We start from the raw sequence: 13906 nt of genomic DNA, 5'->3' as shown, positions 1-13906 counted from the left end.
ACCGCACCTAGCTTGCTTGCCGAGGCAGGAAATTCGATGATTGTCTACTAGGCGTCGGTCAGGTCATCATAGGTCAAGGCTGCTCCAGCGTGTTTGCAGCCTGGAATCGGAACGCATGACCCATTGGCATCTTGGACATTAACAACACCTACTTTCGTAGCCTATGGGTCGTTTCGCCTCAAAGTTCTCACGACGGTCACATTAGACAAAACACCTAAATGGACTCCCAAGCGTAAGGCACTTTGACAAATTTCAATTGCGTTGGTTCCTCGTGGCCTGTGGTCGTACCTACTAGCACGGCGTCACCTTTCGTCAGCAACGCGAATGCATCCTTGGGCAAACGAGGCACATCCACCCGCTGACGCGCGGCGCTAAGATTCATGCCTTGACCGCCACCGATGTTCTGAACTTCGCGCAAGACGCTCTTTGTCCCGGCGCGGGCCTGCAACTCCTCGGGTGTGGCCTTATCAATCGTTTTCATGGAGATCATCGCGGCAAGAACCGCAAGAACGGATTCCCATGTCTCGCCAAGACCCGATGATTTGAGTTGCTGAATGGATTGCGTGGCAACAATGCACAGCCCCCCAAAATGCCGCGCCATTGAGAAATATTCGGCATCGCCAACCGGCTCATCTTTCAACTGCGTCGCGATCATGTGATACTCATCGGCCATGAAGAGCACAGGCCTTTTGTCGTTCATCAGTTCATAGGAATTGAAACGACTTTCCCGGCTCAGCACCGTCCTCTGGACGATCAGCTTCACAAGCGCCGGCAGGATACGCGTCAAAGTCAGTTCATCCGAGCCGGGGCTGACAAGGATGAACTTTCCCTCGTCGATAATGCGATCATAGATTGGCGTGGCGCCTGGACGTGTCTTGGCGCTGTAACAGGCATTGCCGGATTCTCGAAAGACGTCATAAGCCTGACGCATAAACTGCTCCAACGTAGCCCGATTTTTCGGGTCACCAGCACTGTGGCTGCGCAGTTGGTCGATTCGCAAAAGTAAGTCCTGCGCTGTTTGCGCCGTTTTTTGATTGCTGTTGGCTTGCGCGTGTTTGAGAATCTTTTCGAGTTTGGGGACACTCTGCCCACCTTTGATCTCTGTCCCGACGGCCAGATCAATCATCCGCGCCAGTGTTGGCGGCTCATCGTCGAGTTGTTGCATCAGATCAAGGATTGCCCCGAATGTCAGCGACATCTGCTGAAACCAGTAAGGCTCGCGCGCTCCCAACCCGGCACTCAGGGCGCTGAGCACCATTATCTTCCCGATCTCGGTAGGTGATAACCCGCAATGCAGCAGGTTGACACCGCCCACCGCCTGAAGCGAGTCGCGGTTGATAATGATAAGGTCATCCTCACGATCAACTTCGGCGAAAACACGCGGCGCAATCTTGGCCAGATCGCCCTTGGGGTCGAGGATCACACCGCCGAAGCGATGGTCAGGCCGATCCTTACCACCAGGTCCATGACGCGTTTCATGACGAAGGATCTGGCGCAAAAGGTAGACAAGCGTATTGGTCTTGCCTGATCCCGGCCCCCCAAAAAGCGCATATTGCAGCTTAAGACCATTATCAACGATCGAGACCTTCTTGTCCGTCTTTTCAAGCGCGTAGATCCAGTCATGTTCTTCGCTGATTTCACCGGGCAACATCCCATGTCCGGCAGTTGCCGAAGGCGTCTCGGGAGGGTTGATTGCAGCGCTGTTGCGATACCGCTGCCTGATTTCGGGCGGGCGGTCGTCAAGATGCAACTCCGTGCCAAGATGCACCTCACCCTTCACACTGATCTCGAATTCGCGATCAAGTGTCATGACAGATACTCCCGCCCCGGCAAGGGCTCATAAAAGGAACAATCGTGTTCTCTGTTACGAACGGCGCAAATTTCGAAAACCGGATGACGTCGGCCATTGTAATCCGGATGCGCATTTGCAGTCGTCTTGGCGCTCCATGCCTCGCACCATTCATAGTATTGCGGGATTGCAGGAAAGGGTTCCCCTGTTTGCTCGCGGGACTGTTCGGCAGGAAACAGTTTTTTGGCCTGCCAATCCGCAAACTTGTCATCCTCGTCAATAATCTCGAAATTCTCGGTTTGACCTCCAACATATTGAAAGGCGGGCGGGCGCCGATGGCGACAATCGGCGCAGAAAATCTTCGGTCGATCCTGGCCACTCATTTCTTCAGCCACTCCTTGTAAAGCTCGCGACCAAGTTTGCGAAAGGTATCTGATTTGGGTTGGCGGGGTTGCGGTAAAGGGGCATTACCCACCTCATCAGGTGGTAAGACTTGTTGATAGGGATCGTCGTGAAAGCCGCCGCCGCTATAGGCCGGACAATTGCCGTCAGGGTTGCGCATCTCGCCAAGAACAAAAGCGCCCGGACGGGAATAATGTCGACAATACGCATAGTAGCGCGGCGTATCGGGCAGGATGCCGCCAGTGCGATTGGCCAGCGACATCTCTAACCCGCGACGTTGCTGGTTTGAGCTGACGATGGCATCCATGTTGCTGGTGACCTGACTTGGCTGTGCGCCGTTATCCCACACCCGATTGTACATGTTTTGCGATGGATCAATGGCGTCCAGCAGTGCCTGATTGTCATAATCCTGTCCGGTGGGTGGCACGTTATGCGCGCAGGTCTGGCAGGGGCCACCTCGTGCGCCATGTCCCGCCTCCTGATGATCATTGCATCTGTTGCCCGCATTCTTCGCGTCACACATATAGTAAATGTCCTGCGCTTCGCGCAGACCGCAATATTCGCTGGCCAGGGGTCTGCGTGACCATGTTTGCTTGCCCGCCTGCATCTGGCGGTTCCGGTCACGCGCATCACGCACCTCACGCTGCGCTTGGTTGTCGTAGGACCTCTCGATCTCGCGCGCCAATTCCCTGCTGTAGGGCATATCGACCGCATCGCTGAGATTGCGCGCCGCGCGGTAGTAAAGACAGGTTTCGCAATAGGCTTTCATCAAAACACTCCTTTGCCTGAATATGGTGGCTTGGGCTTAGCGGAGGCCGGGCGGGCGTCCGTCGGGGGTCGGCTGATCTGGCGTGACCTTGTCACGCAGTTCAGCGAGTAATTCGTCCATCTTGCTTTGAAGATCTGCTTCGGCAAGGCGGCCATTGCGAAACTCGATCTCCATGATCTCCAGCCGCGATTCCACATACCAATTATAGTTCGTGTGGCCCGGAAAACGGCCATGGTGGTCTTTGTCGAGTGCGATGCCGTTCCTTGGATTGTTGTGGTCCCAGCCACCCTCAAGGCTGCGCAGCTTGTTGAGGATTTCGTGGTCGCGCAGGCTGTGCGGGATCAGATGGTGTGCTTCTTGATCTGGACCCAACTCCTCACCCAGTGCCTTTTCCAGATTGTAACGCAAGGTGCGCCGAGATGCCTCCACTTTTGGTGAGTCAGGGCCTGTCCGCTGTACCGCTTCCATCGACTTGCGGTCCATATCCAGTTCGGCATCGCTGATCGTCTTAGTCAGGTCATCAAGCGGGCGGTCAACCGGCGCACGGTTGACCCATTGCAGCGGGACCTCGTCAATTTTCGAATCGAGATAGGCGATGGCTTTGGCCTCAGCATCAGGGCCACCCTCTTTTAGGATATCGGTCAGTTCCTTGCGGTTGATTTCAAGGTCCTCAAGCCGCACGCCCAACTCGCCCATCTTGTCCGATAATTCCTTGACCAGTGGCGACTCTGCCAGCTCAGAGGCCAGCCGTTTCTCTGTCGGTGTCAGTGGTTTTGTCCGTGGCCGCGGCGCAACGGATTGTTGCGAGTCCGGGTGAACCTTCGGCGGCGAAAGATCCTCTGGTTTGACCCCGCTCGTATTGTCGTGGCTGACGCTGGCGAGCGGGCGGTTGTCGCGCACATCGACGTGGAAGCCGCTAGCACCAGCGGTCACGGGGCGAAGCCCTTTGGCCGCATCGCTGATATTGTCGATGATATCGCCCATCTGCTTCATGATGGAACGGAAATCATCGAGCATACCGCGCCCGCCGATCACGGCCATGCCGATCAGCAACCCTGCGGTGGCCAGGTAGAACGCATCCTGCGCCTCCAACTCATCGAACAGCCCCATCAGGCCCACGGCTGCACCTTGCAAACCGGCTTCTGCGATCTCGCCCACGACGTAATCCACCGCCTTGGCGAGCGCGAGCTTCAAGGGGCCGCCCAAGGCAAGCACCAGGGCATCAGCGCCCAGTTCAAGATACTGCCCTGCATATTGATCGAATTTCGCCAGCCCATCGACCACATGTTTGGCATATTGGGCCGCGACCTGTGCGGGTGACAGGTTCTCGGCCATTTCGGGTGCGATGCCGGCCTCGCGCAGCATGGCGGCACGCATTTCCTCCGGACTGGCATCGGGATTGAGTGCAAGCGCACGTACTTCGGCGCCAATGATCTTGGTCGCCTCCTGGCCCAATGTGACGCCAAGTGCTGCATCAATTGCTTCTTGCCGCAAGGCCATTGCCTCGACGAGGGCATCTGGGCCCGCAGCCATGATCGCATCTGCCGCGTCATCCAGCCGACCAAAGGCATCATCAATAAGCTGATCACGCGCCGCCACCATCACAATTGCGCGCTCCGCCTGAAGCTCTGCCTTTTCCCAGTTGGGTGCCTCTTCGATCGCCTCGGTCAGCTCTTGCAGTGAGAGGTATTGCGGCGCGACCTGCTGCAGCGTTCCTTCGAGGACCTGCGATGCGCGCAGGCCTTCCTCCTCAACACCAACCCTTTCGAGCAACGCATCAACCCGCGCCGACAGGCCATCAGCGGCATCAAGCCCAGCTTCGCGTTCCAACAAATCCGCACCGTGAATGTCGATCTGCGCACCGGCTGTCAGCCCCCCGATCAGATCGGCATGATGCATCAACGTCTCAATTTCCTGCGTCATCGCAGCGATGTTCAACCCCTGACCTTTTGCCAGGCTCTCGGTCGCATCCAGCACAAAGGGGGCCGTGGCGGGGTTCTCGGCTGCTTGTGCCAATCCCATCGCCATGTCGACGATCTGTTTGGTGATTGGTCGCTCGAACAGACCGTTGGGAAAGATCGAAACCAGAGCCTCGGCAGTGCGCGCCGCCTCAGCGCTCAGCACCTCGTTTTCACGGATAACGTCAATAGCCTCCTGGCGCATTTCGGCGATCTGGAATTCTGACAGATCGACGGCCACCTGTGATGTCTTGGTGAATTCATCCTCGGTCTTGCGCGGTTTGAGGCTATCATCATCCAACATCGCAAGGGCCAGTAGCAATTCGAACAATCCGTTCAGATCATTCACGGGGTCTTGGACAAGGTTGAGGCCCGGACCCTCATCCGGTCCGACGACAGAAATATCTGCCCCGTCGAACCCCAGGTCGCCACCGCCTCCATCGACATCACATGCCATCGTAATAGCCCTCGGGGTGCAGCCATATACTGCATTTATTGCCGCTTTGGGGAATTCCAGCAAGTGAATGTGGTGAAATCCGCCGAGATGTGCCATCCTTTGTTCAGCTTTTCAGCAATTACGGCCGGGGGCGATCATGCAGAAAATGACGGATACGGCGGTCTTTGGTATAGACCTCGGAACGACGAATAGCGCCATCGCAATTGTGGATAATGCGGGTGCGCGGATCATTCCCAATCGGGAAAACGGATCTACAACGCCATCAGTTGTTGCGTTCCGGCAAGGTGACAAACCGGTTGTTGGTGTTGCTGCGCGCAATCTGGCCGTCGCAATGCCTGATGCGGTCGCCCAGCACGTCAAGCGGCGCATTGGCATGGAAAGCACGGATCAGGCCGCCCGGATGGCGATTGGTAGCGAAAGCTATCTGCCCGAGGAAATCTCGGCCTTGGTCATCCGCAAACTGGTGAACGATGCACTGGAACGCGAAGGGCTTTCGCCGTCAACGCCGGTCAAGGTCGTTATCACTGTGCCCGCCTATTTCACCTCGATAGGCAAGAAGAACACGGGCAACGCGGCAAAGCTGGCAGGTGTCGACGTGCTTGATCTGGTGCATGAACCTGTTGCGGCGGCCATCGCATATGGCGAGGCGCGCGTGCAGGCACCGCAAACGGTGCTTGTCTATGATCTGGGTGGCGGCACCTTTGATGCAACGGTCGTTGAAATCGGTGAGGGTACTTTTCGCACCATCGCTACAAATGGTGACAGGCTTTTGGGCGGGCATGATTGGGATCTCGCAATCGCTGGCTGGATTGTCCAGCAATTCGAAGATGCGCATCCCGACACGGTGCCTGACCTCGAGGACCAGTCACAAAAGTACCGCCTGCTCGAGGCCGCAGAAACCGCCAAGATTGCACTCACAGAACTTGATGACACAACTGTCGCGTTCCACCACGAGGGTCACAGCATTTCCCCCGATCTGACCCGCGAAACCTTCGAGTTGCTGACCGAACATCTCTTGGAAGAAACCATCTCTCGGACGGAAGAGGTCCTGAAAGCAGCGGCCGGTAAAGGTGTGCATGCGCCGCAGACAGTCGTGCTTGTGGGCGGGTCAACCTACATGCCTGCGATCATGCGGCGCCTAAAGGCAATGCCCACGCTTGCAGGTTGCCAGTTCAAACGTCACGAGCCCGACTTTGCCATCGCCAAGGGTGCCGCACTCTATGCGCAGATGATCGCCTCTGGCGTGCAGGCGGTCGACGCGGCCGCCCCCGGTGCGGCGCTTTCCGGCAGCGGGCGGCTGGTCACGCAAGTCAACGCGAAGGCGATAGGCGTGGTGCTTGAGGATCGGGACACCAACGAAAAGCATGTCGAATACCTCATTGCGCGTAACTCGGAACTGCCCACAGAAGTTGAAAAGACGTTCTATACGATCAAGGACAATCAGTCTTCGGTCTTGGTCGAAGTGGTAGAGGAACGGCAGGAACCTTCCGCCGTCGTCGAAGAAAACCTCATGCTGAATGGCGGCGTGTTCCGTCTGCCTGCACCGCTTCCCGATATGGCGCCACTGAAGTACCGGCTGTCGCTTGACGGGGCGGGCATTGTCCATGTGTTTGTGACGGATCTGAAAAGCGGTGAGACTTGGGAGATGAAAATCGACCGCTACCGCGATGTCACTGATGATCAGATGATGCGGTTGCGCCCTGTGATGGAAAACGTGACCTGAGCCGCAAGATCAGCGGCGCAAGTCGACTCCTTCAACATCACCATAAGAGCTGCGGACCTGACCGGTCATCCGGCGCCCATCCGGGCTGACCATAATCTCGACCTGAACGGGTACGCCATTCACCTGACCCTGCATGGTCAAGTTGGATCCAGAGATGCGCCCGCGCGCCTGATATCGTAGGTGTCCACCAAAACCGTGCGCTGAAACGACAGGGCCAAACTGCTGAAATTCAAAGATGCCGCCATTGGGTGCGTGCCACTGCCCCGACACATCAACCGGGTTGATTGTGTCATCCACTTTCTGGTCGAGCCATCCCCCGATCTTGTCGATCAGTTTCGGGATCAGGCCCTCTTCTTCCGGCTGTGCCGGTTCAGGCGTATGCGTTTTGCTCTGCTCTTGCAAAAAGCGCTCTCGCGGCGGCGCGTCGGGGATCTGCTGTCTTGGCGTTTCAAATCTTTCGCGCTGATTGGCGTCACGCAGCGGATCATAGCGCTCGCGCTGCTGATCCCGGTTCCCTATCTCACGCTCGTGCAACTGCGCCTCCAGCATTTCGCGAAAGCGCCGCCGCTCTTCTGCGGCCTCTTCGCGCGCACGCTCACCAGGGTCCTGCTTCGGCGGTGTTTCCTGTCGGGTCTTTTCGCGCAAGCTTTGTTGGTACAACTCGACAATCGATTGCGCCTCGTCGGACAATTTTTCGGGCGGCGGTTTGACCGTTTCCTGCTTCTCCGGCACGATAAGACCGCATTCTCTATAGAGCGCGCGGATCACAGCCTCCGAATCCGGCGAGCCAATTGTCTCTGCCACGAATGCGGCGTCATCTGCCGCACGACGGGCAATCTGCTGAGGCTTTGGGGCACGGCGGGCAAAGGATTTGACGTCGCCTTCAAGATCAAGATGCGCCATCTTGTTCAAAAGGCCGCGCCAGCGCGCTTTGTTGGGTTTGAAGAACGGCCCCAACAACTGCACGAGCTTCTCTTCCTCGTCCGCGGTGCCTTCTTCCGCGACCCGAACATTCGTGCGCCGCTTGTTGAACTTTTCGACCCATTGATCGTAGGGCGCATCAGCAGAGCACCCCAGAAAGTCGCAGACATGGCGCATATCGTCTGTCCGGCCAGCCTTTTCAGCCACGACCACCAGCGCCGCGATGACGTTTCTGGCAGTTTCGGTTGGCTCAAAAGGTGCAGACACAGGATCAGATCACTGCTTCGCGCGCAGGTTTCAGCCGCAAGACATCATCATCGGTGGCTTGGTCAAGCTTGTCGAGCGAAACCTCCCAGCTTTGCCCACTATCGGGTTCTATCAGGAAAACGTGCAGGATCCCGGCATCATCGACCGAATAGGTGACATGGATCGGCGCACCTTTGCGCAAACCACCAGGCAGATTGATGGCCGTTTCGTGCAACAGCGTGTTTTCCGACGCCTCCTGCGAGGGTTCGCCACGTTCCTCATAGACCTTGACGTGGATCGTGGTCTGGTTCTCTTCATCCGTGCCGTAAATCTTGGTGACAGAGGCGGGCAGCTCCGTTTCCTTGGGTACCAGATACTCGACAACATCCCTGTCCTTGGCGGGGTTATAGGCAAGAATGCCAAGCCCCTTTGGCGTCAGCATGGTGACAAGACGGCCCTCACTATCGCCCACATCCGTGTCACCGGTCATATCTACCTTGAATTTCTGCGTCTCGATCAGATTGGCAAGGATGGCTGCACCCTTTGCAATTGCCTGATCGGGTTGGAAGATCACAACCTGAAGGCCCGTCGCTTTCATGAGCGCCTCTTTGACGGCCAGCATGCGTGTCGAACCGCCAACACATACAACCCTATCGATCTTGTCGACGCCCGCCGCCTTAGCCCCTTCAATGACTGATTGCGTCTTTTCAATCGTGGTCCTGAGCAGGTGTTGGGTTGTTTCTTCGAATTTGTCCCGCGTCAGCTCGACCTGATGGGTTTGCCCTGCATGGTCCAGCGTAATCATCACCGAATCCATTCCTTCGGTCGACAAATCGATCTTTGCGGCCTCGGCCTTGAGCGCCAGGTCCTGGTTCAGGCGTGGATCATCCTCTGGCAAATCATGGCCCGCCGCCGCAATTTCCCGACGGAGCCAGCCGACAATTGCCTCATCCCAATTGATGCCACCCAGAACCCGCTCACCATCGGCTTTCTTAACCTCTGCGCGCTCGCCATCAACTGTCACCACTGCCACATCAAAGGTGCCGCCACCAAGGTCGTAGACAAGGAAAGTTGACGCTCCTTCCGTCATGCGGCCATCAATGTAAGCCAGCGCGGCTGCGACGGGTTCTGGTGCTACATAAATCACGTCAAGGTTCGCAAGAACACCGGCCTGCTTTGTCGCATTCTTGCCGATCATCCCGAAATAGGCCGGAACCGTAATGACCACGCGGGCGGGCTGCCCCGGTTCGTGCCCATCCTCTTCGAGCGCGGTATCGACGAGTTTTCGCAAGATCAGGGCCGAGATATCCTCTGGCGTGTAGTCCGTGCCATGATAGGTCGACACCCGCGCCGACGCCGATTCAAGCGCCATCTTCCGCTTGATGTGGGAACAGACAAGGTCAGGTTCCGCTACAGCGTGGTTCTTGGCGATCCTGCCAATGACGACGGTGTCAGGTGCCTTGAAATACACGACCGAGGGCAGGATCTTTTCCGAACCAATGTCTATCACTTGCGGCTCGCCACGTCCTGGCGAAAGCATAGCGATACAACTATTGGTGGTTCCCAGATCGATGCCAAATGCCGGAATTTCTTCGTTATGGTTCATGAATTCGTTCCTTCTTGGAAGGCTCAAACCGGCCCAGATTCAGCTGAATTCTCGCAATGATATACCGTGACCGCAGCCTGACGCAGCGTACGGCCAGCATGGGAGAAGCCCGCCTTGTGAACCCGCGCGACAGTCATATGCGCAGCGGATTGGTCTGTCGTGCTGCGGTCAATGGCTTCGACATCCTTACCATCAAAAGTCTCGCCTGGCAGGGGCTCAAACGGCTCCGCACCGTGACGCCTGAGGATGCCCAGCGTTTGCCGCTCTAATGCCGAAAGCATCCCAGCTTGTTCACTATTCACCTCTGCCTGCTCGCGCATGATACGCAAGTCATCATATAGTGCGACGATCGAAAGAAGAATTGCCCCATCGCGTCGCTCATCTGCACGGTTTCTCAGGGCCCGATTGTCGGCCTTGAGCTTGTCAACGTAGTCACCGACACGTTCTCCATCCTGCAGTGCCCTAGACAGCTTTTTGTCGAGGGCAGCAATGGCGACAAGGGTTTGGTTGGTTTGGGGCGAGAGCCGGTCGTCATCAGTTTGTTCGGCCGAATTCTCACCGATAAGATCAACAAGTGCCTTCGTCGCCTTGCTGGCATGTAAGGATCGCCGTGCCTGCAGATCTCCCGGCCCTTCGTTCGGAAACCGCAATACTGCAGTATCAATATCGGTAGTCAGCCGCAGCCGCCACCATTCGTTGGCCGTCTTGGCCGACCACTCCGGCCCAGGTAGGCCCGACGGCCGCACCGGCCCAATAATACGTTCCCATAAGGAACCCAATGCACGGCCCCCAAAAGTCATCAACTATGCAAAGACATAATTGCATGACCGCCGACAAAGTCAAACAACTCTGCGGACGTGGATCGCCGAATTATTGATATGCACATAGTCGAGGCGTAGAAGATGCCAATGTCAGGACGATGACCGATAAGCCGCAAGCGAACTGGGTCCGGACAACATCACCGTCAACGCAATTGCGCCCGGCCCGGTCGATACGCCAATTTACCGGTCTGAAGGACAAATTGCGTCGATGGGCCTCACTACGTGTGGAACAGGATGCAGCTTTGAACCCGATGCTACCCGTCGGAGACCGCGCGGTACTGGCACAGGTAGGTATTGCCGGCGTTACTCTGTTCCTTGCCGGGGAGGCAGGAGCGTCAACCTCCGGCGTGTCTCTGGCTCTGGCCCTTGGATGCAACGCCTTCTGCACGTACTGACATCATTTGCTAGACCGCTAATGAGCCGATCTTGGAAACAAGGTCGACTCAATCTCGTCAAAGGTCCGAAACATAGCAATGAAAGTGCGGATTCAATGGGTGGTTGCAACACTTTAGTCTTTTTGAACGAGGGTTTGTTGAGACATGAAATATCGGAAAAGGACGTTTTACACGGACAGGCAAAAATCGGAGATGTGGGATCGGTGGCAACGCGGCGAGTCGCTTAGTTCGATCGGTCGCAGATTTGATCGCGCATCGTCTTCGATCTTTCCTCATCTGGCTTTGACCGCTGGCATCCGCCAGCAGCGCACGCTCGGTCTCGGCGGACGCAGGACCTATCGCGCTGCCCAGTCTGATCAGCGCGCATGGTACTGCGCAAGGGTGGAGAAAAAGACCGGGTGATCAGGATGCGGCCTGGACGTGCCAGCCGGCGCCCACATCAATGTGCTGGACCCAGTACTCTTCGATCAGGTTCCCATGCCCATATGGAAGGTAGGACACCTGCCAGTCTTCTCCGAAACGCGTCTTGATCGCGTCAAGGTCCTCCCAAAACGACGCGAAAACGACAACATCCTCATCTGCCTCGATCCCTGTGCCGAAATAATAGCCCCTATTGCCCGGCTCGTGTTGGACAACATCTGCGGATGTTGATGCGAATTTCTCGATCAATTCGGCTGCGCAACCTCGTTTGGCGCGGACGTGGAAAAGCCTCATGATCAGTTTGGTGTTTCGGGGGCCGTGGTCGTGGATCATCTTTCTGCTGGTTGAACAAAAGATAGCGGCATGGGATAGTTTTGAATAACGAATTTATCGAAACCCTCAGTTCAGGAATTGTGGTATGAATGCAAGCTTTGATATTGATGCCTTGCGTGTTGCTGTCGTCGGCGTGGACCTTGGTAGCTTCGCACGCGCCGCCGTCGAGTTGGGGCGATCGCAATCCTCGGTCAGCATGCAGCTTAAGAAGTTGGAACAACAATCGGGTCAGCAGTTGTTCGAACGCAAAGGCAGGGGTCTTGTTCCGACCGAGGCGGGTGAGTCACTTTTGCAATATGCACGCCGGATCATCGCCTTAAATGATGAAGCGGCACGGGCTCTCGGGTCCGCCGTCGCACCAGAGACTGTGAGGCTTGGCCTTCCACAAGACTTCTATGACGATATCATGCCCGCCACTGTGCGCGGCTTTGCCGATGGCCATCCTGACGCCCATGTCGCTGTTCGGGCTGGCAACAATCACACCATCTACGACGACGTGCTTAACGGTCGGCTTGACGGGGCGATTGCGTTCTTTCCCAAGGGTTCGACGTCGAAAGGCGAATTGCTGTGCGACCTTCCCCTCCTCTGGGTTGCGCATGAGGACCTGCCACAGGTTGATGCGGGCGACGAGGTGCGACTGGTTCTTTTCAACAATCGTTGCCTGTTCCGGCAAACAGCCGTGACACGACTTGATCAGGCGAAAAGACGCTGGCGCGCGGCGTTAACTACGCCGAGCCTTGCTGCGGTTTGGGCTGCCCTGCGGTCCCATTTTGGGATCGGTGTTCGGGTAGGCCATGCCGTGCCTGATGACATTCAGGACGTCAGTGGTTGGCCTGGATTGCCGGACTTGCCCTCCATCGAATTGAGGCTGCTCAGGTCCGCCGGTGGTGGCGCGCTTTCTGATGAGATGTGCGATCTTTTGCGGCAGGAGACTTTGGCTTGCGTCGAAGGCTCGGGTGTTGGCGGACGGTCATGAAGATCGAAGTCTGGTTCGAGTTCGCGAGTACCTATTCCTACCTCACGGTATCAAGGGTCGAAGAGGTCACGCAAAGGGCCGGTGTTGAAATGGAATGGAAGCCGTTTCTCCTGGGCCCGATCTTTCAGGCTAAAGGCTGGGAGACCTCGCCCTTCGTGCTTGATCCGGTCAAGGGCGACTACATGTGGCGTGACATGGAACGCCGCGCAGAGCGGTTAGGCATACCGTTCTCCCGCCCGCCGGTGTTTCCTGCGCATTCCTTGCTGGCAGCCCGGGTCATGACAGCCGCCCTCGGCGAGCCTTGGCGCAGTGGATTTGCACGAGACGTATTCCGTGCCCAATTTGCAAGCGGTGAGGATATCTCGCAAGAGGTCGTCTTGCACCGAATTCTGATGGCATACACTAGCAATCCCGGGCAATGGATAGAACTTGCACAAAGCGACGGGGTCAAATCCGAACTACGCGCCAACACTGACCAGGCGGCAGAAATCGGGATCTTCGGAGCGCCCAGTTTCAGAGTAGGCAATGAGCTGTTCTGGGGCGATGACAGGCTCGGAGATGCGGTGGATTGGTTGAAGTCCAATTTGTACAGCCAATGACACACTAGATCCGAGAACGAGTTGGACTTCCGCTTTGCGGAAGCTGTATCGCAGCGTTCGAACACTGGATCAACGGCAGGAAAGGGCCGGAATCCACAGGCTAAGTCCCAAACGCTTTCCTCAGAAGAACCTTAAGGTTGTCTCGCTCCTGTGTGCTCAACGGCTCTAGAAGGCAATCTATGGCCTCGGCAACCGCGTACCTCAACCGTGTGACCGTCTCCCACCCTTTTGCTGTCAATCGCAATACGCATACTCGGCCATCGACGGGTGATTGAGACTTTTCGATCAATCCCTTGGTGCCGAGCGACTGTAAAAGCCGGGTTACCTGCGCCTTGTCTCGGGCAATAGTCCGTACCAACTCATGGATTGCTACAGGTTCATGATCAGCAAGCGCCATAAGCACCATACCACCAGCGGGGCCGACTTTTTCTGGGTCAAAGGTTGGCGCTTTACGACCTAGGTCGGCGTGAATGTGCCTCATAAAGCGATCG

Annotated in this window: 12 protein-coding genes; 3 read left to right on the top strand and 9 right to left on the bottom strand. The window is 56.7% G+C overall.

Translation table 11 applies throughout. The features are described 5' to 3' along the window. Nucleotides 1-214 precede the first annotated feature (214 nt). The 4 genes from SLH47_RS22960 to SLH47_RS22945 are packed head-to-tail and all read right to left on the bottom strand — an operon-like array spanning nt 215 to nt 5375. Nucleotides 215-1810 carry a type IV secretory system conjugative DNA transfer family protein gene (locus SLH47_RS22960; protein WP_320243029.1) on the bottom strand — a complete coding sequence of 532 codons (1596 nt, stop codon included), beginning with the start codon at nt 1808-1810 and terminating at the stop codon, nt 215-217. Beyond that, nucleotides 1807-2184: a hypothetical protein gene (locus SLH47_RS22955; RefSeq protein ID WP_320243028.1), complete on the bottom strand. Its 378-nt coding sequence runs from the start codon at nt 2182-2184 to the stop codon at nt 1807-1809. Before SLH47_RS22955 ends, SLH47_RS22960 begins: the two co-directional genes overlap by 4 nt. After that, nucleotides 2169-2960 (bottom strand): hypothetical protein, encoded by a 792-nt coding sequence (locus SLH47_RS22950; RefSeq protein WP_320243026.1) that lies wholly within the window; start codon nt 2958-2960, stop codon nt 2169-2171. Before SLH47_RS22950 ends, SLH47_RS22955 begins: the two co-directional genes overlap by 16 nt. Nucleotides 2961-2996: 36 nt before the next feature. Beyond that, nucleotides 2997-5375, bottom strand: a complete 2379-nt coding sequence (locus SLH47_RS22945; RefSeq protein ID WP_320243024.1) for an AHH domain-containing protein — start codon at nt 5373-5375, stop codon at nt 2997-2999. Nucleotides 5376-5511: 136 nt separating this feature from the next. On the opposite strand from SLH47_RS22945, the gene SLH47_RS22940 reads away from it, so the two are divergent. Next, the gene (locus SLH47_RS22940) at nt 5512-7098 is read left to right on the top strand and encodes an Hsp70 family protein (RefSeq protein WP_320243023.1); all 1587 of its coding nucleotides are present in this window, start codon (nt 5512-5514) and stop codon (nt 7096-7098) included. Between the two features lie 9 nt (nt 7099-7107). On the opposite strand, the gene SLH47_RS22935 is transcribed toward SLH47_RS22940, so the two are convergent. The 4 genes from SLH47_RS22935 to SLH47_RS22920 form a co-directional block, all read right to left on the bottom strand. Beyond that, nucleotides 7108-8286: a hypothetical protein gene (locus tag SLH47_RS22935; protein ID WP_320243021.1), complete on the bottom strand. Its 1179-nt coding sequence runs from the start codon at nt 8284-8286 to the stop codon at nt 7108-7110. Between the two features lie 4 nt (nt 8287-8290). Further along, nucleotides 8291-9871 carry an Hsp70 family protein gene (locus SLH47_RS22930; protein WP_320243020.1) on the bottom strand — a complete coding sequence of 527 codons (1581 nt, stop codon included), beginning with the start codon at nt 9869-9871 and terminating at the stop codon, nt 8291-8293. Between the two features lie 23 nt (nt 9872-9894). Beyond that, entirely contained in the window at nt 9895-10671 is a 777-nt protein-coding gene (gene grpE / locus SLH47_RS22925; protein WP_320243019.1) for a nucleotide exchange factor GrpE, read from the bottom strand. Between the two features lie 818 nt (nt 10672-11489). Then, nucleotides 11490-11840 carry an antibiotic biosynthesis monooxygenase gene (locus SLH47_RS22920; RefSeq protein WP_320243018.1) on the bottom strand — a complete coding sequence of 117 codons (351 nt, stop codon included), beginning with the start codon at nt 11838-11840 and terminating at the stop codon, nt 11490-11492. Nucleotides 11841-11925: 85 nt separating this feature from the next. On the opposite strand from SLH47_RS22920, the gene SLH47_RS22915 reads away from it, so the two are divergent. Both SLH47_RS22915 and SLH47_RS22910 read left to right on the top strand, forming a co-directional pair. Then, nucleotides 11926-12816, top strand: coding sequence for a LysR family transcriptional regulator (locus SLH47_RS22915; protein WP_320243017.1), 891 nt, complete (start codon nt 11926-11928; stop codon nt 12814-12816). Beyond that, nucleotides 12813-13415 carry a 2-hydroxychromene-2-carboxylate isomerase gene (locus SLH47_RS22910; protein WP_320243016.1) on the top strand — a complete coding sequence of 201 codons (603 nt, stop codon included), beginning with the start codon at nt 12813-12815 and terminating at the stop codon, nt 13413-13415. The genes SLH47_RS22915 and SLH47_RS22910 overlap by 4 nt, the downstream gene beginning before the upstream one ends. A 100-nt stretch (nt 13416-13515) precedes the next feature. Here the strand turns inward: SLH47_RS22910 and SLH47_RS26425 are convergent, their stop codons facing one another. Continuing rightward, a complete protein-coding gene (locus tag SLH47_RS26425; RefSeq protein WP_413785668.1) occupies nt 13516-13812 on the bottom strand; it encodes a MarR family winged helix-turn-helix transcriptional regulator in 297 nt (98 codons plus the stop codon). Nucleotides 13813-13906: the final 94 nt, after the last annotated feature.

Origin of the sequence: Cognatiyoonia sp. IB215182 (assembly GCF_033963905.1) — a bacterium.
In the GTDB taxonomy this organism is placed as follows: domain Bacteria; phylum Pseudomonadota; class Alphaproteobacteria; order Rhodobacterales; family Rhodobacteraceae; genus Yoonia.
Note: the sequence above shows the minus strand (reverse complement) of the source record. Positions and strands in the feature narration are given on the sequence as shown.